The organism is Aeromonas sp. 6P (assembly GCF_051919525.1).
GTDB classification, from domain to species: domain Bacteria; phylum Pseudomonadota; class Gammaproteobacteria; order Enterobacterales; family Aeromonadaceae; genus Aeromonas; species Aeromonas veronii.
Genome location: NZ_JBQBEO010000002.1, coordinates 3,634,743 through 3,655,134, shown reverse-complemented (window position 1 = coordinate 3,655,134; position 20,392 = coordinate 3,634,743). Strand labels below are relative to the sequence as shown.

Sequence of the window (20,392 nt, the reverse complement as noted above, 5' to 3'; positions counted from 1 at the left end):
CGATAGATTCATGTTGGTATCCATCGCTAAAATAGATGGATGAGAGAGCTTGTCGGAGGGCCATAAGATGACGCCATCACTGGAACAACTGAGGATCTTGCTGGCGGCCGCCGAAACCGGCTCGTTTTCCGCTGCCGCCCGCAAGCTGGGCAAGGCGCAGTCGGTAGTGAGCAGCGCCATCGCCAATCTGGAGATCGATCTGGCGCTCACCCTGTTTGACCGCAGCGGCCGCTATCCGCAGCTGACGGAGGCGGGGGCCCGCATGGTGCAGGAGGCGGGGATCCTGCTGGCACAGAGTGAACGGTTGCAATCCATTGCCGGGGAGCTGGCGGCCGGGGTGGAGACGCGCCTCACACTGGCCATCGATGATGATTCCCACCTCCCCTGGCTCGGCACCCTGCTGGAGGAGTTCGCCACTCGCTACCCGACCGTGGAGCTGGAGCTGCTCTTCCCGTTGATGGAGGATGTGACCGAGATGCTGGTGACTGGGCGTGCCCAGCTCGGCATCAGTTATCAGAAGGTGCATCCCCAGCGGGAGATTGTCGCCCGTTCGCTGGGGGAGGTGACCATGCCGCTGGTGGTGTCACCGGATCATCCGCTGGCCCGCAAGCAGCCGCTGCGGGAGGTCGATCTGCAGGGAGCACGTCAGCTGATGGTGACCGGCCGACGGGAAGGGAGCGAGCGTCAGCGTTTTCGCATCTCGGCTCAGGTGTGGTGGGTCGAGGGGGATCTCGGGGTGCTGGAGCTGGTCAAGCGGGGCCTTGGCTGGTCCGCCATCCCGGAATTTCTGCTGCATCAGCCGTTGGCTCGCGGCGAAGTGGTGGTGCTGGAGCCGGACTTTATCGCCAGCCACGCGCTGGCGCTGGAGTTGCAGTGGCATCGCGCCCGCCCGCTGGGGCAGGCGGGGCGCTGGCTGAAGGAGGCACTGCTGGCGCGGGTGCCTCGCTAGCCGACCTTACTCGGTCAGGGCGTAAGGCAGGGGTTGCAGGGTGAGGCGAGAGCCTTCATCCTGCTTGAGGCGGAATTGGGCGTCAGCCTCGGTATCTTTCGGCAGTACGGCGGTGAGCCACACCTGCCCGGCCTGTTGCCAGGCGTTGAGCACCATGCCGCTGCGGCGCCAGTTGTCACCCAGTTGCAGCTCCAGGGTATCGCCGCTGGCAACTGGCTCGCCGGTAGTCCCCGCCAGCAGGAACAGGGCGCGGTTGTTGGCGCCGCGATACTTGGCGCGGGCCACCGTCTCCTGCCCCATGTAGCAGCCCTTGTTGAAGCTGATGCCGTCCAGTGCCTGCAGGTTGAGCATCTGCGGGATGAACTCCCCCTGATGCACCGCTTCCATGTGTGGCAGGCCCGCCTTGATCTCGAGCCCCCACCAGAGTGACTCGTCACCTTGCGGCAGGGCGTCGGCTTGCTGATTGCTCACCAGCAGCCAGCGATCCTGTTCGATCTTCACCACCATGCCGCCAGCGACCAAACCGCTCTGCTCCAGACCAAACTGCGCGGCGACCCACGCATCTGTGCCCTTGCCAGCCAGACCGGTGGCGTGGCGTTCGTCGGCGGCAATCTCCACCTTGGAGAAGACGGCAAATTTCTTCAGCTCCGGCAACTGACGTTCCAGCACTGAAGGGCTGGTCAGTAGCAGCAGACTGTCGTCGAGGCAGAGCAGGCGGAAATTGCTCCACAGCTTGCCCTTGGGATCACAGTGGCCGCCCGGGGTCTGTTGCCCCGGTTGCAGGGCGTTGACATCACAGGTGACCTGACCTTGCAAATATTTGGCGCGATCCTGGCCGCTGATACGGGTGATGGCCAGCTTGGTCAGGGGGAAGCGGGTCGGCTCGGCAGGAAAAACAGGTGGTTGCAGGCTCACGATGGTATTCCAGAGAGAAAGTATGTGAGCTGCATGGTAAAGACGTAACTAATGTTTGTCAGCCGGAAAATCCAGCTGGTACCATCCCCCGGTCTTTGTAAGGAGAGTGCCATGTTGAGCCCAGTTGAAAAATCCCGCCTGAAGTGGGCCTGCCGTCGCGGTATGCTCGAGCTGGATGTGATCTTTATGCCCTTTTTCGAACACGAGTTCGACTCCCTGAGCGAAGCCGATCAGCAGACCTTTATCCGCCTGCTGGCGAGCGACGATCCGGATCTGTTCAAATGGTGCATGGGTCATGGTGTCCCTGCCGATCCCGCATTTGCCGCCATGATCCCGATGATCCTGGAGCGCAATCAGGCGCGCCACGACCGCCAGGGGTAATACCGTGGAGCGGGTGATCATGACGGTTCACCCCTCCCGCCATCAGCAATATTTGCTGGTGGCCCTCTTTCTGTTGCTGCTCTGGCCGGTGGCTGGCCTGATTGCCGGTTGGCAGTGGGCGCTGTTGCTGCCCGTCTGGCTGGCGGCGCTCTGGTTGAGCTGGCGCTCCCTAGCCGCGCCCCCGTTCGAGCTTGTCTGGGATGGTCAGTGGCTACAGTGGCAAGGTTGCCGCTATCAGCTCGACAAGAAAAGCCGCATTCTGCCCGGCGTGCTCAGGCTGGCGCTTTGTCCCGAACCGCAAGAGAGTGGAGCCGTGTCGCCACGGCAACTGTGGCTCTTCTCCGATGCCCTTCCCCCCGAACATTACCGCCTGCTGGCGCGAGCCATCCACTTTCTGCCGTCCCGGCGCTGACGCCTGCTTTCCGTGATGACCATGCGCTGATTTATCGCGATAAGCTGTTGCCATGTGGCTGGCGACACTCTTTTTGTGGCTGAAAAGCGGTTGAAAACAAGTGACCCCGCCGGGGCGGGGTCACTGATAGCTGCAACGCTTGGCAGGAAGGGGGATTAATCCCGCTCCGGGGTCAGCACGGTTGGCTTGGAGTCCGGCAGCATATCCGGATAATCCAGGTTGTAGTGCAGGCCGCGAGACTCCTTGCGCTGCAGGGCGCAGTTGACGATAAGCTCGGCCACCTGTAGCAGGTTGCGCAGCTCCAGCAGGTTGTTGGAGACGCGGAAGTTGGCGTAGTACTCCTGCACCTCCTGCTTGAGCAGGTCGATGCGGCGCTTGGCGCGGGCCAGGCGTTTGTTGGTACGCACTATCCCCACGTAGTCCCACATCATCAACCGCAGTTCGTGCCAGTTGTGCTGGATCACCACCAGTTCGTCGGAGTCTTCCACCTTGCTCTCGTCCCACACCGGCAGGCGCGGCGGCTCCACGCTCATCGGCAGCTTGGCCAGAATGTCGGCCCCCGCCTGATGGGCATAGACCACGCATTCCAGCAGGGAGTTGGAGGCCATGCGGTTGGCGCCGTGCAGACCGGTGTAGGTCACTTCACCGATGGCATAGAGGCCGGGGATATCGGTCTGGCCGTTGTTGTCGATCATCACGCCGCCACAGGTGTAGTGGGCGGCCGGCACGATGGGCATCGGCTCCCTGGTGATGTCGATGCCGACCGCGATGCAGCGCTCGTAGATGGTCGGGAAGTGCTTGATGATGAAATCGGCCGGTTTGTGGCTGATGTCCAGATACATGCAGTCCGCCCCGAGCCGCTTCATCTCGTGGTCGATAGCGCGGGCGACTATGTCCCGCGGTGCCAGCTCGGCCCGCTCGTCAAACTCCGGCATAAAGCGGCTGCCGTCCGGGCGGCGCAGATAGGCCCCCTCGCCACGCAGCGCTTCGGTCAGCAGGAAGTTGGGATCATCGGGGTGGAACAGGCTGGTGGGGTGGAACTGGTTGAACTCCAGGTTTGCCACCCGGCAGCCAGCCCGCCATGCCATGGCGATGCCATCGCCAGAGCTCACATCTGGGTTGGAAGTGTACTGGTAGACCTTGGAGGCGCCGCCGGTGGCCAGTGCCACGAAACGGGCGCGGATCACCTCGACCTGCTCGGCGTTGCGGTTCCAGACGTAGGCGCCCAGTACCTTGTTGCCCGGCAGGTTGAGCTTGCGGGTGGTGATGAGGTCGACCGCGTTGAAGCGCTCCATCAGCTGGATATTGGGGTGGGCGCGCACCTGATCGATCAGGGTCAGTTGCACCGCCTTGCCGGTGGCATCCGCCGCGTGGAAGATGCGGCGATGGCTGTGGCCCCCTTCCCGGGTGAGGTGGTACTGGGACTCGCCGTCGGCGTTCTCCTCCTGATCGAAGGGGACCCCTTGCTGAATGAGCCACTGGATGGACTCGCGGGCGTGGCGTGCGGTGAACTCCACCACTGCCGGGTCACACAACCCGGCGCCCGCGTTGAGCGTGTCGCTCACGTGGGATTCGATGCTGTCGGTTTCGTCGAAAACGGCAGCGATGCCTCCTTGCGCATAGAAAGTGGCCCCTTCACTGATGGGCCCCTTGCTCAGAACCAGGACTTTGGCGTGGTCTGCCAATCGCAACGCGAGGGACAAACCAGCGGCACCGCTGCCAATGATCAGTACATCGCAAAGGTATTCAACACTTGCTTTCATAAGTATCATTGGCCTGGATTAAGAACTGGCACCATGGTAGCCCAAGCGAGGGCGAGGATGCAGCCTGCATCACATTTTTTTCAATTGAAGCGAACTTTCTCTGATTCTCCCTGTCTGAACTTGTGCGCTTAGGAAGGGCCGGAAAAGAAAAACGATAACCTGATGGGGGTTTTACGGCTCTGATGAGCGACCAGAATCTACTGGACGAACAGCTGGTTGAACGGGTCCAGCGCGGCGATAAAGCAGCTTTCAACCTGTTGGTAAAAAAATACCAGCATAAGGTGGTCAACCTGGTTGCCAGGTATGTCAACAATCCCGGTGATGTGCCCGATGTGGCGCAAGAGGCCTTTATAAAAGCCTACCGTGCATTGCCGACATTCCGTGGCGAAAGTGCTTTTTACACTTGGTTGTACCGAATTGCCGTGAACACGGCGAAGAATTATCTCACCTCCCAGGGGCGCAGGCCGCCCAGCAGTGATGTGGAGGCTGACGAAGCGGAGTCTTATGGTGGTGGTGAAGCCTTGCAAGAGGTCTCAACCCCCGAAAACCTGGCGCTGACTGACGAGATCAAACGCACCGTGTTTTCAGCCATAGAGGCATTGCCGGAAGACCTGAGGACAGCTATCACCCTTCGCGAACTGGAAGGGCTGAGCTACGAAGAGATTGCCGAAATCATGGATTGCCCTGTGGGTACGGTCAGATCCCGTATCTTCCGGGCGAGGGAAGCAATCGATAAAAAGCTGCAACCTCTGATCGAGAATTAACTGGGGAAAGACGGGTTAACTTATGGCAAATAAAGAGCAAATCTCTGCCCTGATGGATGGTGACCTGAGTGACGCAGAGGTACTGAACGAGCTGGAGATGGACTCCGACTTGCAAGATACCTGGGGTCGTTACCACCTGATCGGCGATGCCATGCGGGGTGACCTGCCGGTCAATCTGCAACTGGATCTCAGTGACAGCATCATGGCTGCGCTGGAGGATAAGCCCACCATACTGGCACCCAAGCCGGTCGAGGCGGCTCCCGTGCTGCAACCTGCCGTTGCGCCGGTCAAGACTGATGCCAATGTGGTTCCGTTGTTCCGCCGTGTCGGTCAGCAGCTGGGTCAATATGCCATCGCAGCGTCTGTGGCCGCTGCAGTTATCTTCGGGGTGCAGCAGTATCAGGGACAAGATGGCGTTCCGGCCAATCCGGTACTCAATACCATTCCAATCGGTGGCAGTGCGGCGCCTGTGAGTGTTCACTATCCGCAACAGGATGGCGCCCGTGCCCGTCAGCAGGGGCTGACCGAACAGCAGATGCAGGAGCAGCGGGAGCGGATCAACGCCTTCCTGCGTGACCACCAGTTGCAGCAGCGCCTGTTGCAAGACAGACAGATCCAACAATAACGAATTGTCAGGGATACAAACGTGCGCCAGTCCAGCCGTATTTTGCTGGCCTCTCTCCTGCTGATTAGTGCCAAGGCCTCGGCCGACGATAAGTCGGCCGAGGCCTTGTTGCAGCAGATGCAGAGTGCCGTGCAGCAACAGAATTTCGAGTTGTCCATGGTCAAGGCCCGTCAGGGGCGTCTTGAACCGATCCGGATCAGCCATGCCGTGATCAACGGCAAGGAAGTGGCCCACCTCAGTTACCTCGACGGCAAGGCGATCGAGTATCTCCAGCGCCAGAACGAATACACCTTCTTTGAAAACAGCCACGATCCCTACACCCTGAAGGATGCCCGCTTCCCCGGCATCTGGTCGACCCTGGTGAAGATGCCGCTGGCACAGGTGCTGGAGAGCTATGATCCTGTGCTGGCCGGCCGCAGCCGGGTTGCCGGTGTGGTGGCGCAGGTGGTAAGGCTGGTGCCTAAAGAGGCCGACAAATATGGTTTCGTGCTCTGGATTGATGAGCAGAGCCACTTGCTGCTGCGGATCGACATGGTCGAGCGGGAAGGCAATCTGGTGGAGCAGGTGCTCGGTGTCGAGCTGGATCTGCAGAGCAAACCGGCCCCCTGGCTGGTGAAGCTTGCCAACAGCAAGCAGCCTCCGGCGCTGGCGCTGGAGGATGCCTATCCGGCGCCACAACAGCAGTTGAACTGGCAGATCACCTGGCTGCCCGATGGCTTCAAGGTGCTGTCGCAAGACCGGCACCAGCTGGTGACCACCAGTATGCCGGTGGACTACATGATGCTCTCCGACGGGCTGGTGGATCTCTCGGTCTACGTCTCCCGGGTGGATCCCAAGCAGGCGGTGCGCCAGCAGCTGATCCGCCAGGGGGCGACCTCGCTGGTGAGCTATGTCAACGAGGTGGGGGTCGAGATCACCGTGGTCGGTGAGGTGCCTGCCGAAACCGCCAAGCGCATCGCCGAGTCGGTCCAGCCGCTGGCCCGCAACGAAGCGGTGCAGTAACGGGGGATGCGGGGTTCTTCACCGCTTGCCGAGCGTGGCGAGTCGTGGTCAGATCCCCTGATTGTGTGAACCCGAGGTGTTGCCGTGAATGAGATGAGTGAAGAGCTGGCGACCGTGGTGGCCATTGAGGGTGACCATGCCTGGGTGGAGTGCGAGCGTCGCTCCGCCTGCAGCGGTTGTCAGCAGCAATCCAACTGTGGTACCGGCACCGTGGCCAAGGCGTTTCCCCTGAAAGCTCCCCGCTTGCGAGTCAGGCTGACCGCCGAGGTGCGGGTTGGCCAGCAAGTGAGGCTCGGTATCCCGCAGGAGAGTCTGCTGCGCGGGGCTGCGCTGGTCTATGTGCTGCCGCTTTTCTGTCTGTTGGCCGGCGCTTTGCTGGGGCAGCTCTGGCTGGCGCCGCTGCTCTCGGGCGGGGAGGGGATCACCATCCTCTGCTGCCTGCTGGGGGGCATGCTGGGCTTTTTACTGGTTCGTTACTTTTCCAACCGCCTGGATCAGGGGCGCTACGGCCCGCAGATGCTCGGCGTGGTAGTCCCTGTCCGCATCCTCCCCTGACCGAACAGGCGCTATTTCACTGGCGCTGGCGACTAAAGAATGGCCGTCAGCCGGGTTATCCAGTAAAATCGCGCCTCCATAACTGACCTTAACTAATTTTGAGTGACTCTTGCTCGATGAAACACATTCGTAACTTTTCGATTATTGCGCACATCGACCACGGTAAATCGACCCTGTCGGACCGTCTGATCCAGACTTGCGGTGGCTTGTCCGACCGCGAGATGCAGGCTCAGGTGCTTGACTCCATGGATCTGGAGCGCGAGCGCGGCATTACCATCAAAGCACAGAGTGTGACCCTGAACTACCAGGCACAAGACGGTAACACCTACCAGCTGAACTTTATCGACACCCCGGGCCACGTGGATTTCTCCTACGAGGTCTCCCGCTCTTTGGCGGCCTGTGAAGGGGCGCTGCTGGTGGTGGATGCCGGCCAGGGGGTTGAGGCACAGACTCTGGCCAACTGCTATACCGCCATGGAAATGGATCTGGAAGTGGTGCCGGTGCTGAACAAGATTGACCTGCCGGCCGCAGAACCCGAGCGGGTTGCCGAGGAAATCGAAGACATCGTCGGTATCGACGCGGTCGATGCGGTGCGCTGCTCCGCCAAGACTGGTCTGGGTGTTGATCTTGTGCTGGAAGAGATCGTCGCCAAGATCCCGGCGCCGGAAGGTGACCCGGATGCCCCGCTGCAGGCGCTGATCATCGACTCCTGGTTCGACTCCTATCTGGGCGTTGTCTCTTTGGTGCGGATCAAGAACGGTTCCCTGAAGAAGAACGACAAGATCAAGGTGATGAGCACCGGTCAGGTATGGGGTGTCGATCGTATCGGTATCTTTACGCCCAAGCAGGTGGATACCCAGGGTCTGGGTTGCGGCGAGGTAGGTTGGGTTGTCTGCGGCATCAAGGACATCCACGGCGCGCCGGTGGGCGATACCCTGACTCAGGCCAAGAACGGTGCCGACAAGGCGCTGGCTGGCTTCAAGAAGGTGAAGCCGCAGGTTTATGCGGGTCTGTTCCCCATCTCCAGCGATGACTACGAGTCGTTCCGTGACGCCCTCGACAAGCTCTCCCTGAACGATGCCTCCCTGTTCTTCGAACCGGAGAGCTCCACTGCGCTGGGCTTCGGCTTCCGTTGTGGCTTCCTCGGCATGCTGCACATGGAGATCATTCAGGAGCGTCTGGAGCGTGAATACGATCTGGATCTGATCACCACGGCGCCGACCGTAGTGTACGAGATCGAGCTGACCGACGGCTCCACTATCCATATCGACAGCCCGGCCCAGATGCCTGCCATCACCAGCATCAAGGAGATGCGCGAGCCGATCGCCGAGTGTCATATCCTGCTGCCGCAGGAGTACATGGGCAATGTGATCACCCTCTGTATCGAGAAGCGTGGCGTGCAGACCAACATGGTCTACCACGGCAAGCAGGTGGCGCTGACCTATGAAATCCCGATGGCGGAAGTGGTGCTCGACTTCTTCGACCGTCTGAAATCCACCAGTCGCGGTTACGCCTCGCTGGACTATGGCTTCAAGCGTTTCGAAACCTCCGACATGGTCCGTCTGGATATCATGATCAACGGTGAGCGCGTCGATGCCCTGGCCATCATCACCCACAAGGACAACGCCCAGTATCGCGGTCGTCAGGTGGTGGAGAAGATGCGTGAGCTGATCCCGCGCCAGATGTTCGATATCGCAATTCAGGCGGCCATCGGCAACCAGATCATCGCTCGCAGCACCGTCAAGGCTCTGCGTAAAGACGTAACCGCCAAGTGTTACGGTGGTGACGTGAGTCGTAAGAAGAAACTGCTGAACAAGCAGAAAGAAGGTAAGAAGCGGATGAAGTCCCTCGGCCGTGTCGACGTGCCGCAGGAAGCCTTCCTCGCGATTCTCCACGTCGGAAAGGATTAATAGATGGCAAGCACGTTTTCCCTGATCCTGGTGGTGGTCTGCGCGATCACCGGTGTTATCTGGTGTCTGGACAAGATGATTTGGTCCAAGCAGCGCGCCGCCAAGATTGCCGTGGCTCGTGCCCATGGCGGTGCCCACCTGGATGAGAAGACCCTGGCCAAGGTCGCCCCCGTACCGGTCTGGATTGAACAGACCGCTGGGGTCTTCCCGGTCATCACCTTTGTGCTGATCCTGCGTTCGTTCATTTTTGAACCGTTCCAGATCCCGTCAGGTTCCATGATGCCCACCCTGCTGGTGGGCGACTTCATCCTGGTGGAAAAATTTGCCTATGTCTGCGGGACCCGGTGACCAACACCAAGTTCCTTGAGACTGGCGAGCCCAAGCGTGGCGACGTGGTGGTGTTCAAGTATCCCCTTGAACCGCGCGTTGACTACATCAAGCGGGTGGTCGGCATGCCGGGTGATCGGGTTATCTATCGCAACAAGGAGCTGATGATCCGGCCCAAGTGCGAGGAGCAGGAAGGGAAAACGTGCCCGGGCTTCAAGAAGCTCGACGTCAAGTTTGAACAAAGAGGCGAATTTACCCAGATGGGGATCCCCCTTGACCGCTATACCGAGCAGTTGGGTGATGTCTCCCACGAGACCCTGCGCAATCCGCTGATGCCCGACATGGTTGGCCGTTACTATCGCCAGCCCGGCACCTACCCCGACGAGTGGGTGGTACCGGAAGGCCAGTATTTCGTGATGGGCGACAACCGCGACAACAGCACCGACAGCCGCTTCTGGGGCTTTGTGCCCGAGCAGAATCTGGTCGGCAAGGCGGTCGCTATCTGGATAAGTTTTGAATTTGAGCGCGAAGAAGGCTCCCTGCTGCCAAGTTGGGTACCGACAGGTGTGCGCTTCAACCGCATTGGCGGAATCAAGTAAATGAATATCAAGATGAACAGACTGCAGTCCCGTCTCGGGCATGTCTTTGCGGATCTGGAACTACTGACCCGGGCGCTGACTCACCGCAGCGCCGGTTCCCGTCACAATGAGCGACTGGAATTTCTGGGTGACTCGATTTTGAGTCTGGTGATTGCCGACGATCTCTTCCACCGCTTCCCGCAAGCGGCGGAAGGGGATCTCAGCCGGATGCGCGCCACCCTGGTGCGCGAGAAGACCCTGGCCGAACTGGGCCGGGAGTTTGACCTTGGTGATCACCTGATCCTCGGTCCCGGCGAACTCAAGAGCGGCGGTTTTCGCCGCGAATCCATTCTGGCCGACACGGTCGAGGCGGTGATCGGTGCCGTCTATCTGGATACCAATCTTGAGACGGTGCGGACACTGCTGCTGAGCTGGTATGCCAGCCGCCTGGAAGAGATCAAGCCGGGCATCGAGCAGAAAGATCCCAAGACCCGTCTGCAAGAAATTTTGCAGGGAAGCCGCAAATCCCTGCCGACCTACACCGTGACCAATGTCAAGGGCGAGGCCCACAACCAGGAGTTCACCGTCCAGTGTGACGTGGAAGGTCTGGATGGTCCCCTCGTCGGGGTCGGCACCAGCCGTCGCAAGGCCGAACAGGCCGCGGCGCAGCAAGCATTGGAAAAACTGTCATGACAGATACCACCTACTGCGGCTTTGTCGCCATCGTGGGCCGCCCGAATGTGGGCAAGTCCACCCTGCTCAACAAGCTGCTTGGCCAGAAGGTCAGCATTACCTCGAAGAAGCCCCAGACCACCCGTCACCGGATTTTGGGGATCGACACCGAGGAGAACTACCAGACCATCTATGTGGATACCCCGGGTCTGCACATTGAAGAGAAACGGGCCATCAACCGCCTGATGAACCGTGCCGCCACCAGTTCGCTGGGTGATGTGGCCATGGTGGTGTTCATGGTCGACGGTACCCACTGGACCAAAGACGACGAGATGGTGCTGGGCAAGCTGCGCAATCTCAAGTGCCCTGTGGTGCTGGCGGTCAACAAGATTGACAACGTTAAAGAGAAAGAAGATCTGCTGCCCCACCTCGAGTGGTTGGGCCAACAGATGAACTTCGCCCATATTCTGCCCATCAGTGCCGAAAAGGGCACCAACGTGGAGAAGATCCGTGAGTGGGCCAAGGATCTGCTGCCGGAAAACGTCCATTTCTTCCCGGAAGATTACGTGACTGACCGCTCCTCCCGCTTTATGGCCTCCGAAATCATCCGCGAGAAGCTGATGCGCTTCACCGGTGAGGAGCTGCCCTACTCGGTGACGGTGGAGATCGAGCGCTTCAAGGTGGAAGAGAACGGCCTCTACCACATCCACGGCCTCATTCTGGTCGAGCGCGATGGCCAGAAGAAGATGGTCATCGGCAACAAAGGTGAGAAGATCAAGACCATCGGCACCGAGGCGCGCCTCGATATGGAGCGTCTGTTCCAGAACAAGGTGCACCTCGAGCTGTGGGTCAAGGTCAAGTCGGGCTGGGCTGACGATGAGCGCGCCCTGCGCAGCCTCGGGTATGGTGACGACTGATTGCTGACCCCGGCTTTCGTCATCCACAGTCGGCCCTATCGGGAGACCAGCCAGCTGGTCGAGGTCTTCACCCAGGATAGTGGCCGATTTACTCTGGTGGCTCGCGGTTCTCGCGGGCCACGCTCCCCTCTCAAGGGGTTGCTGCAACCCTTTACCCTGCTCACCATCGCCTGGCGCGGCAAGGGTGATCTCAAGAACCTCACCCAGGTCGAATGCCCGGATCACTCCCTGCGTCTCGGCGGCGATCGTCTCTTCTACGGCCTCTATCTCAACGAGCTGGTTTACTACCTGCTGGAAGCGCACACCCCGTTCCCTGAAGTGTTCGATGCCTATGCCCGTGCCATCATGGCGCTGGCCGACGGCGAGACGCCGGAGCTGCCGCTGCGCCGCTTCGAGTTCCTGCTGTTGCAGGCGCTCGGCTATGCGGTGGATTTCGAATACACGGCGGACGACGAGTCGCCCATCGAGCCGACCTTGCTCTATGGCTTCGAGCGTGAATTGGGCTTTGTTGCTTGCGAGCGGGCGCCGGATCCCCGTACCCTGTTTCTCGGTGCCCACCTGCTCGCCTTTGCCGAGGGACGTTTCGATACCCCTCCCTTGCTGCAGGCGGCCAAACGTTTCAGCCGATTGGCGTTGCAACCCTATCTGGGCAAGCGCCAGCTAAAGAGCCGGGAGCTGTTTTTAAAACGCAAAGCCAGCATGCAAGGCTGACACAGATTACAGACATACGGATATTGGCGCGGGGTGAATCGCTGACCGCGCAGTCAACAGATGAAGCCTTTCAAGGAGTTCTCAATGAGTGAAATCTATCTGGGTGTGAACATCGACCATATCGCCACCCTGCGCAACGCCCGTGGCACCCAGTATCCGGATCCGGTACAGGCCGCGTTCGTGGCCGAGCAGGCCGGGGCCGATGGCATTACCGTGCATCTGCGTGAAGATCGCCGCCACATCACCGACCGCGATGTGGAGATCCTGCGCCAGACTATCCAGACCAGAATGAACCTGGAGATGGCGGTGACCGAAGAGATGATCGGCATCGCCTGCCGCATCAAACCCCACTTCGTCTGTCTGGTGCCGGAGAAGCGCACCGAGGTGACCACCGAAGGCGGTCTGGACGTGGCCGGTCAGCTGGACAAGGTGACTGATGCCGTTGCCCGTCTTTCCGCTGTCGGGGCCCAGGTTTCGCTCTTTATCGATGCCGATCCCATCCAGATCGATGCGGCTGCCGAGAGTGGTGCCCCCTTTATCGAGATCCACACTGGCCGTTATGCCGATGCCACCACAGATGCCGAGCGCAACGCCGAGTTCAAGCGCATCGCTGCCGGTGCCTCCTATGCCGCTGGCAAGGGCTTGAAGGTCAATGCCGGTCACGGCCTGCACTACCACAACGTCAAGGCCATCGCCGCCATCCCCGAGCTCTATGAGCTCAACATCGGCCACGCCATCATCGGTCGTGCCGCCTTCGATGGTCTGGCCAAAGCCGTGAGCGACATGCGCCTGCTGATGCAGGAAGCCCGTCAGGGGATCTGATGCTTCGGGCACTGGCAACGCACAGTGGCCATATGAAACAAAAGGGACGCCATGGCGTCCCTTTTGTTGTTTCTGCCGATGGGAATATCGCACTCGTCAGACCTGCTGCTGCGCCCATCTTCCCAGACGTTGCAGCGCCTCGCCGAGCAGCTGGCGGGAGGTGCCTATGTTGATCCGCACATACTCTTCGCCATCGCTGACGTAGTGGGAGCCATCTTCTATGATGACCCCCGCTTCGACTGCCCACCTGCGGGTCACCTCGCTTGCGCTCATTCCGCTCCCTTTGGTATTGACCCAGACCAGATAGGAGGCATCCATCGGCATGACTTGGAAGTCGGGCAGATTCTCCCTGAAGTAGCGCGCCAGCAGGGCGTAGTTCTCTCTCAGATAGAGATTCAATTCGGCCAGCCATGCATCGCACTCGTTATAGGCGGTGATAATTCCCCAGAGCCCGAACACATTGGGAGAGGTGATGGAGTTCTGCTCAAGGCGCGCTCTGAAGCGGTTTCTTATCTGCGGATTTGGAATGATGCTGTAGGAGGTTTTCAATCCGCCCAGATTGAATGCCTTGTTGGGCGAGCTCATCAGCATCATGTTGTTGCAGTAACGCTCCTCCAGTGCCAGAAAGGAGACGAACTCGCCATGGATGATGTGCTCTGCATGCACTTCATCGACCATCATCAACACCTGATGGCGCAGACAGATGTCGGCAACGGCTTCCAGCTCGGCCTGACTCCAGATCCTGCCCGACGGGTTATGGGGCGAGCAGAGAAAATAGATTTTGGGCTTGTGGCTAATGATCTGCTCCTCCAGCTTCGCCAGATCGATCCGGTATCGTCCTTTGTTCAGGGCTAACGGGTTGGCGACAACCTTGACCCCCTGCCTTTCGGTCGCCTTGGCAAAGGGATCATAGACAGGGGTGTTCATGATGATGCTGTCACCCGGCTGGCAGAATGCCTGCACCGTGTAGTGCAGGGTGGAGACGGTACCATAGGAGAGGGTGATCCACTCCCGTTCCACCGCGACCTTGTGGTGGCGGGCCTGGAAGTTGATGACCGCCTCGTAGAAATCATCGATGCAGTGGGTGTAGCTGAAGGTGCCCCAGCTGATGATTTCGCTGAACTTGCGAGCCACAGCCGGCGGCGATTTGAAATCCATATCGGCAATCCACATGGGAATGCTGTCGGCGGGAACGGGGCCAAAGCGGCTCTCGATCACTTTCATATCCCACTTGCGGCATTTGTCGCTGATGCGATCTGCCAGCTCGTCGAAACGGGAGGATTGCAAGTCGGCAGAGGGGGTTGGGAGGCGCAGGGCCTCCCGATCTTTACAGGAGAGCATCGAGATTATCCTTCACGGTTTGAACCTGAGCGCCAATGATGACCTGCACGCTGTGCTCGTCGATCTTGACGACGGAGAGGGCGCCAGCCTGTTTCAGGATCTTTTCCTGCAGCTTGCCCATATCGTGTACCACCAGTCTCAGCCGGGTAACGCAGTTGTCCAGGCTGACGATATTTTCCTTGCCACCGAGGGCACTCAGGATCACGGCTGGGTCATGTTTCGCAATCTGGATATCATCGACCTCATCCCTGCCGGGGGTCTTGATGTCATATTTCTTGATGTACCAGTAGAAGACGGTGAAATAGATGGCAGACCAGATGAGGCCAATGGGAATTATCAGATACCACTTGGTTTGCCAGCCCTGCATGATGCCGAAAATAAGCAGGTCGAGTGCACTGCCATCGGTATTGCCGATGGTGACGCCACACATGGCCACTACAAAGAGCGCGGCGCCGGTCATAAAGACATGGAACAGATAGAGTACCGGCGCGACAAACAGAAACAGGAATTCGATGGGTTCGGAAATACCGGTCACGATAGAGACCAGTACCCCGGAGATAATCAGGCTCTTGATTCTGGTTCGATTGCCGGGCGTGGCTGCCATATACATGGCTAACGCTGCGGCAGGCAGACCGAATATAAAGGTCGGCATAAACCCTTGCGACAGGAAGGCGGTTGCTGCCGGGCTGATGGGTTCACCCGCTTTCAACTGGGCGAAGAAGATATTGAGAGCGCCGGAAATGGTTTCGCCATTGACCAGCTCGGTGCCTCCTGCCGGGGTGAAGCGCACCATGGCCAGCATGATGTGGTGCAGACCGAGCGGTTTGAGCAGGTTGATGGCCACTCCGTAGAGGAAGGCGCCAAAAGAGCCGGCAGAGATGATCATGTTGCCGACCGCAGTAATACCGAGCGCCACATAGTGCCAGAAGAGCGGCATGGCGAGACCGATCAGTGACATGACCAGCACAGTGATAATGGGCACGGAGCGCAAGCCGCTGAAGAACGAGAAGGCGTCGTGCAGTTTGAGGTTATAGAAACGGCGATGGATGAAGTAGGTCACGATCCCTGACACTATGCCACCCAGCACACCCATGGAGAGGGTCTGAACCCCCATCACCATGGCTTGCCCCGCCAGTTTGATATTTTCCGGCGAAGCCAGTTGATTGGTACTGGCGAGATAGAAGTTGATCCCGATATTCATCGCCATATAGCCGACGAAACCGGAATAGGCCGCGACACCCTTGTTCTTTTCGGTCAATCCCATCGGAATGCCGATGGCAAACATGATGGGCAGATAGGTGAAGCCGAAGCTGCCTACGGTTGCCACCAGATTGAAGACGAGCTGGGTATATTCCCCACCAAGAAAAGGAAAATTATCTATGGTGGAGGGGCTGGTAATGGATGATCCCACTCCCAGCAGTAATCCCATGAATGCCATCAGAGAGACGGGAAACATAAATGTTTTCCCCAAACTCTGGGCAAATTCCCATACCTTATTTCGCAAGGATGCGCGAGCCATCATTATTATCTCCCAGACCTGTTACCGTAATTTTATTGTTATCAAATCTTGTTATTGCTCATGCACATACGGATTTTCGTCTCGACGACTTCCTCCATGGCTGCCATGGCGGGCACCAGATACTGGCGCGGGTCGCTGGCATCCGGATGAGAGCCAAGGAAGGCTTTCATCGCATCGGCGAAGGCGATCTTCAGTTCGGTCGCAACGTTGACCTTGCAGATCCCGAGCTCGATGCAGCGGCGCACATCGGCTTCCGGTACGCCTGAGGCGCCGTGCAGCACCAGCGGAATATCCACCTGCTCGCGAATGGCGGCGAGGCGGGCAAAGTCGAGGCGGGGCTCCTCCTTGTAGAGGCCGTGGGCGGTACCGATGGCCACCGCCAGCGAGTCGATACCGGTGCGGCGGACAAACTCGGCAGCCTTGAGCGGATCGGTAAATTTGGCGTGAGCGGCATCGACGATGAGGTCATCCTCCTGACCGCCCAGCTGACCCAGCTCCGCTTCGACGCTGGCCCCCATGCGGTGGCAGAAGGTGACCACGCTGCGCACCTTCTCGATGTTCTCTTCAAACGGAAAGTGCGAGGCATCGATCATGGCGGAGCGAATCCCCGCTTCGACCTTGCTGTGGATGTCCTGCTCGTCTTCGTGGTGATCCAGATGCAGCACCAGCGGGATACGGTACTCATGGGCCGCGGCCTGACAGATGGAGACCAGATAGTCGACCCCGGCATGGCGATAGGTGCCCGGGGTGCCAGCCAAAATCACCGGAGATCGCATGCGAGCGGCGGTGCGAGCCACCACCTGCACGGTTTCCAGGTTGTGGATGTTGAAAGCCGGTACGGCGTAGCCGCGGCGCTGGGCATCTTTGAGCATTTCATGGGAAGAGATCAGATACATAGTGACTCCTGAGCGTCCTGATTGACGCGAGATCCTGAGAAAAGGGAGGAGAGCTGGGTCGGGTTTATCTCCCGGCCAGCCACCCAGATGTGTTGTTGATTGAGTTCAGTGGTGAGGGCGAGCAGGTTGGCCTGTTTGCCAACTGCCAGTGAACCGAGACGATCGGCAATGCCGAGCATCTTTGCTGGTGCCAGCGAGGCCATTGTGATGGCTTCATCGAGCGGCACATCCGCCAGCTGCACCATGTTGCGTACGGCGCCAAGCAGGGTGAGGGTGCTGCCCGCCAGACCGCCGGTTTCGGTGCGTACCACGCCGTTTTTCATCTCGACCCGATAGTTGCCAAGCAGATAGTGACCGTCTGGCATACCGGCGGCGCGCATCGCATCGGTAACCAAGAGCAGGCGCTGGCCGGCACAGCAGTGACAGAGCTTGAGCACGCTCGGGTGGAGATGATGGCCATCGGCGATCAGCTCCAGCCAGGCTGCGGGATGGACAAGGCCCGCACCGACCATGCCGGGTTCGCGGTGGTGCAGGCCGCGCATGCCGTTAAAGCAGTGCACCAGCCCGGAGGCGCCCGCTGCCAGTGCCGCCATGGTGGTGTCGTGATCCGCCGCCGAGTGGCCCAGCATTACCCGCACGCCGTTTGCGGCAAGATGGTGAATGGCCGCGATGGCGTTGGGCTTTTCCGGTGCCAGCGCGACCACCTTCAGGCTGCCGCGCGCCAGCTGTAGCAGATGGTTCAGCTCGGCAATATACAGCTCACGGAACAGCGCCTGATCGTGGGCGCCCTTGTTGTCCGGAGTGAAGTAGGGGCCTTCCAGATAGCAGCCGAGCAGCTCGGCGCCCGGCATGCCGCGGGCAACGCCATCGGCAATCCGAGCAAGTGTTTGCTCTATCTCGGGGAGTGGGGCGGTGACCGTGGTGGCAAGGAAGGCGCCGACCCCTTCTGCCGCCTTGGCCATCGACAAGGTTGCCAAGGCATTGTCCTCGCTATCCATGACATCGACGCCTGCACCGCCGTGGACATGACCGTCGATCAGCGCAGGCACCAGCAGCTCGACATCTCGCGCCGGATCGCCATCCGTGATGGGGTCGATGGCGGTGATGATGCCCCCTTCATGGGTCAGCTCCTGATGTTCCAGCCAACCCTGTTCGGTCAGCAGGCGACGGGCACGGATCCGTGAGGTCATCAGATGCCCTCCTCGGCGAGAGCGACATCTGTCTGACGCTCTTTACCCATCTCATCTGCCAGCGAGGTGAGCCCCCGGTGGCCACAATCAAGGGCCTGCCGGCGGAATTCACGGGCGCTGAGGCCATCGCGCTCCAGCGCCATCTCCAGCAGCAGTTGCAGGTTGGTACCGGTAATAACCTCCCGCTCTGGCTGGTGCAGTGAGAGGGTTGAGGCGACCCGAAACGGGGTGCCGCCGAGCAGGTCGGTCAGGAAGACCACGCCATCCCCCTTGTCGACCTCTGCCAGCGCCGCTTCGCACTGTGCCTGCAGCTGGGCGGTGGTGGAGCTCTCGGGAAAGTCGATGGCGATAACCGCGTCCTGTTCGCCGAGGATCTGCAGCATGGCGCGCTCCAGACCGCTGGCGAAACCGCCATGACCACAAATGATGATGCCCAACATAGTCTGTTCCTTTACTGCAAAGGGGGCCGGCTTGCTGCCGGCTCCGGATTAGAGGAAACCGGCGAACTTGCCGACGATACCGAGTACCACCGTGATGACGATGAGGCGCAGCGGGCTCCAGCCTTTGCGGATCAGGGCGTACATCGCCAGGGTGTAGAGCAGCGGCAGGAAGGCGGGCATCAGCTTGTCGAGCACATCCGCCTGCAGTTTGACGACAGCATCACCGGCAGTGATCTCCAGCGTGGTGCCAAGACGCACATAGGTGGCGACCAGCGCGCCGATCACCGTCATACCGACGATGGAGGCAGCATGGCCCACCTTGCGGGTATTGGCCTTGATGACCGGAATTGCCGCCACCCCCATGCGGTAGGCGTAGTGCGCCAGACCAAAACGCAGGCCGAAGTGAACCACGTTGAACAGCAGGAAGAAGACTACGGCACCCATGATGGAACCTTGCAGCGCCAGATCTGCCCCTATGCCGCCGCAGATGGGGAGCAGGGTGAGCCAGAACATGGCATCGCCAATCCCGCCGAGCGGTGCGCCTACGGCAATCTTGGTGCTCTGGATGCTGTTGACGTTCTGCTTGGAGCGCTCCATCGCCAGCACGATCCCCATCACGAAGGTGACCAGGAAGGGGTGGGTGTTGAAGAAGCCCATGTGCCCTTTCATGGCCCGGGAGAGATCCCGCTGATTGGTGTGGATCTTCTGCAGTGCCGGCAGCAATCCATAGAGCCAGCCGGAGGCCTGCATCCGCTCATAGTTGAAGGAGGCCTGCAGCAGCAGGGAGCGCCAGGCAAAGCGGTTGATATCCTGCTTGGTCAGCTCGGCGCCAAGCTGCTGATCTTCATAGGTGTCGTCGGATTGTGGCCGGGTATTGTGCGGTTCGGCGCTGGAGATGATCCGCGCAGCTGTGTTGTTAGATGCCATCTTCGGTTTCCTCCTGAACAGGACGAGCTTGCGGGGTGGTGGTGCGCATGAAGTCGATCAGGGCCATGGCCAGCGCGGCGGCGGCGATGGCCAGCACCGGCAACTGGAGCCAGGCGGCAGCGACGAAACCGAGGATGAAGTAGGGGATATAGACGTTCTTCATCATGATCTTGAGCAGCACGGCAAAACCGATGGCGGGCATGATGCCGCCAGCAACGCCGAGGCCATCGATGAGGCGGGCGGGCAGCACGTCGATGGCTGCCTTGGCATGTTCGGCCCCGAAGTAAGTGGGCAGGAAGGCACAGAGGAAGTAGAAGGTGCCCAGCGCCAGCAGCGCCAGGTAGTTGACCCGCTCGATACCGCGCACGTCAGCCGCTTCGGCCATGCGATCGCAGCGGGACATGACCCCCGACATCACCGAGAAGAGGAAGGTGATCCCCATCTGCACGGCCACGGCGAAGGGAACGGCAACCCCGACCGCCACATCCGGCTTGACCCCGGTGGTGATGGCGAAGGTGGCGCCGACTATGGTGCCGATAATGACGTTGGGCGGTTGCGCCCCCGCCAGCGGGGCCAACCCCATCCAGACCAGCTCCAGGGTACCGCCCACCAGAATGCCAGTGGGCAGGTCGCCGAGGATGAGGCCAACCAGCGGCCCCAGCACCACGGGACGGTGGAAGTGGGTCAGACCGTTGAACAGGTCGAGTCCGGCGAAAAACGCCAGGATGCCAAGCAGCAGACCTTGTAACAAACTGATTTCCATCACAATTGTCCTT

The 20,392-nt window shown here is 59.9% G+C and carries 21 protein-coding genes and 1 pseudogene; 13 read left to right on the top strand and 9 right to left on the bottom strand.

The genetic code is table 11. The features are described from left to right. Positions 1 to 67 precede the first annotated feature (67 nt). The gene (locus tag ACTG2J_RS16845; protein WP_058053237.1) at positions 68 to 949 is read left to right on the top strand and encodes a LysR family transcriptional regulator; all 882 of its coding nucleotides are present in this window, start codon (positions 68 to 70) and stop codon (positions 947 to 949) included. Positions 950 to 955: 6 nt separating this feature from the next. Here the strand turns inward: ACTG2J_RS16845 and ygfZ are convergent, their stop codons facing one another. Further along, positions 956 to 1,864 (bottom strand): tRNA-modifying protein YgfZ, encoded by a 909-nt coding sequence (gene ygfZ / locus ACTG2J_RS16840; protein ID WP_439997689.1) that lies wholly within the window; start codon positions 1,862 to 1,864, stop codon positions 956 to 958. 111 nt (positions 1,865 to 1,975) lie between these two features. Between ygfZ and ACTG2J_RS16835 the strand changes: the two genes are divergently transcribed. Both ACTG2J_RS16835 and ACTG2J_RS16830 read left to right on the top strand, forming a co-directional pair. Continuing rightward, positions 1,976 to 2,245 carry an FAD assembly factor SdhE gene (locus ACTG2J_RS16835; RefSeq protein WP_005335417.1) on the top strand — a complete coding sequence of 90 codons (270 nt, stop codon included), beginning with the start codon at positions 1,976 to 1,978 and terminating at the stop codon, positions 2,243 to 2,245. A gap of 19 nt (positions 2,246 to 2,264) precedes the next feature. Then, positions 2,265 to 2,657, top strand: coding sequence for a protein YgfX (locus ACTG2J_RS16830; RefSeq protein ID WP_439997688.1), 393 nt, complete (start codon positions 2,265 to 2,267; stop codon positions 2,655 to 2,657). A 155-nt stretch (positions 2,658 to 2,812) separates the two neighbouring features. On the opposite strand, the gene nadB is transcribed toward ACTG2J_RS16830, so the two are convergent. Then, a complete protein-coding gene (gene nadB, locus ACTG2J_RS16825) occupies positions 2,813 to 4,420 on the bottom strand; it encodes an L-aspartate oxidase (RefSeq protein WP_439997687.1) in 1,608 nt (535 codons plus the stop codon). A gap of 182 nt (positions 4,421 to 4,602) precedes the next feature. On the opposite strand from nadB, the gene rpoE reads away from it, so the two are divergent. From rpoE to pdxJ, 10 genes and pseudogenes are all read left to right on the top strand, one after another. After that, positions 4,603 to 5,184: an RNA polymerase sigma factor RpoE gene (gene rpoE, locus ACTG2J_RS16820; protein ID WP_005335411.1), complete on the top strand. Its 582-nt coding sequence runs from the start codon at positions 4,603 to 4,605 to the stop codon at positions 5,182 to 5,184. Between the two features lie 22 nt (positions 5,185 to 5,206). Next, the gene (locus ACTG2J_RS16815) at positions 5,207 to 5,809 is read left to right on the top strand and encodes an RseA family anti-sigma factor (RefSeq protein WP_439997686.1); all 603 of its coding nucleotides are present in this window, start codon (positions 5,207 to 5,209) and stop codon (positions 5,807 to 5,809) included. A gap of 21 nt (positions 5,810 to 5,830) precedes the next feature. Beyond that, positions 5,831 to 6,811, top strand: a complete 981-nt coding sequence (locus ACTG2J_RS16810) for a MucB/RseB C-terminal domain-containing protein (RefSeq protein ID WP_005335407.1) — start codon at positions 5,831 to 5,833, stop codon at positions 6,809 to 6,811. A 93-nt stretch (positions 6,812 to 6,904) separates the two neighbouring features. Beyond that, on the top strand, positions 6,905 to 7,366 hold the full coding sequence (locus tag ACTG2J_RS16805; RefSeq protein WP_111901302.1) for a SoxR reducing system RseC family protein: 462 nt from the start codon (positions 6,905 to 6,907) through the stop codon (positions 7,364 to 7,366). 116 nt (positions 7,367 to 7,482) lie between these two features. Beyond that, positions 7,483 to 9,276 (top strand): translation elongation factor 4, encoded by a 1,794-nt coding sequence (gene lepA, locus ACTG2J_RS16800; protein WP_005335396.1) that lies wholly within the window; start codon positions 7,483 to 7,485, stop codon positions 9,274 to 9,276. 3 nt (positions 9,277 to 9,279) lie between these two features. Beyond that, positions 9,280 to 10,202, top strand: a pseudogene (lepB, locus tag ACTG2J_RS16795) (signal peptidase I). Then, positions 10,203 to 10,874 (top strand): ribonuclease III, encoded by a 672-nt coding sequence (gene rnc, locus ACTG2J_RS16790; RefSeq protein ID WP_005335394.1) that lies wholly within the window; start codon positions 10,203 to 10,205, stop codon positions 10,872 to 10,874. Continuing rightward, on the top strand, positions 10,871 to 11,770 hold the full coding sequence (gene era, locus ACTG2J_RS16785) for a GTPase Era (protein WP_042053921.1): 900 nt from the start codon (positions 10,871 to 10,873) through the stop codon (positions 11,768 to 11,770). Before rnc ends, era begins: the two co-directional genes overlap by 4 nt. Further along, a complete protein-coding gene (gene recO / locus ACTG2J_RS16780) occupies positions 11,771 to 12,481 on the top strand; it encodes a DNA repair protein RecO (protein WP_005335391.1) in 711 nt (236 codons plus the stop codon). 84 nt (positions 12,482 to 12,565) lie between these two features. Then, positions 12,566 to 13,303 carry a pyridoxine 5'-phosphate synthase gene (gene pdxJ, locus ACTG2J_RS16775; RefSeq protein ID WP_005335389.1) on the top strand — a complete coding sequence of 246 codons (738 nt, stop codon included), beginning with the start codon at positions 12,566 to 12,568 and terminating at the stop codon, positions 13,301 to 13,303. Between the two features lie 96 nt (positions 13,304 to 13,399). On the opposite strand, the gene ACTG2J_RS16770 is transcribed toward pdxJ, so the two are convergent. The 7 genes from ACTG2J_RS16770 to agaW form a co-directional block, all read right to left on the bottom strand. Continuing rightward, the gene (locus tag ACTG2J_RS16770; RefSeq protein ID WP_439989328.1) at positions 13,400 to 14,644 is read right to left on the bottom strand and encodes a MalY/PatB family protein; all 1,245 of its coding nucleotides are present in this window, start codon (positions 14,642 to 14,644) and stop codon (positions 13,400 to 13,402) included. Then, positions 14,631 to 16,100 (bottom strand): maltose/glucose-specific PTS transporter subunit IIBC, encoded by a 1,470-nt coding sequence (gene malX, locus ACTG2J_RS16765; protein WP_231499775.1) that lies wholly within the window; start codon positions 16,098 to 16,100, stop codon positions 14,631 to 14,633. The genes ACTG2J_RS16770 and malX overlap by 14 nt, the downstream gene beginning before the upstream one ends. A gap of 104 nt (positions 16,101 to 16,204) precedes the next feature. Continuing rightward, positions 16,205 to 17,059, bottom strand: a complete 855-nt coding sequence (locus tag ACTG2J_RS16760; RefSeq protein WP_439989329.1) for a tagatose bisphosphate family class II aldolase — start codon at positions 17,057 to 17,059, stop codon at positions 16,205 to 16,207. Further along, on the bottom strand, positions 17,050 to 18,249 hold the full coding sequence (gene nagA / locus ACTG2J_RS16755) for an N-acetylglucosamine-6-phosphate deacetylase (RefSeq protein WP_439989330.1): 1,200 nt from the start codon (positions 18,247 to 18,249) through the stop codon (positions 17,050 to 17,052). Before nagA ends, ACTG2J_RS16760 begins: the two co-directional genes overlap by 10 nt. Then, a complete protein-coding gene (agaF, locus tag ACTG2J_RS16750; protein ID WP_439989331.1) occupies positions 18,249 to 18,689 on the bottom strand; it encodes a PTS galactosamine/N-acetylgalactosamine transporter subunit IIA in 441 nt (146 codons plus the stop codon). Before agaF ends, nagA begins: the two co-directional genes overlap by 1 nt. Before the next feature lie 48 nt (positions 18,690 to 18,737). Further along, positions 18,738 to 19,616 (bottom strand): PTS N-acetylgalactosamine transporter subunit IID, encoded by an 879-nt coding sequence (gene agaE, locus ACTG2J_RS16745; protein ID WP_139733326.1) that lies wholly within the window; start codon positions 19,614 to 19,616, stop codon positions 18,738 to 18,740. After that, entirely contained in the window at positions 19,606 to 20,379 is a 774-nt protein-coding gene (gene agaW, locus ACTG2J_RS16740; RefSeq protein ID WP_005354369.1) for a PTS N-acetylgalactosamine transporter subunit IIC, read from the bottom strand. Before agaW ends, agaE begins: the two co-directional genes overlap by 11 nt. Positions 20,380 to 20,392: the final 13 nt, after the last annotated feature.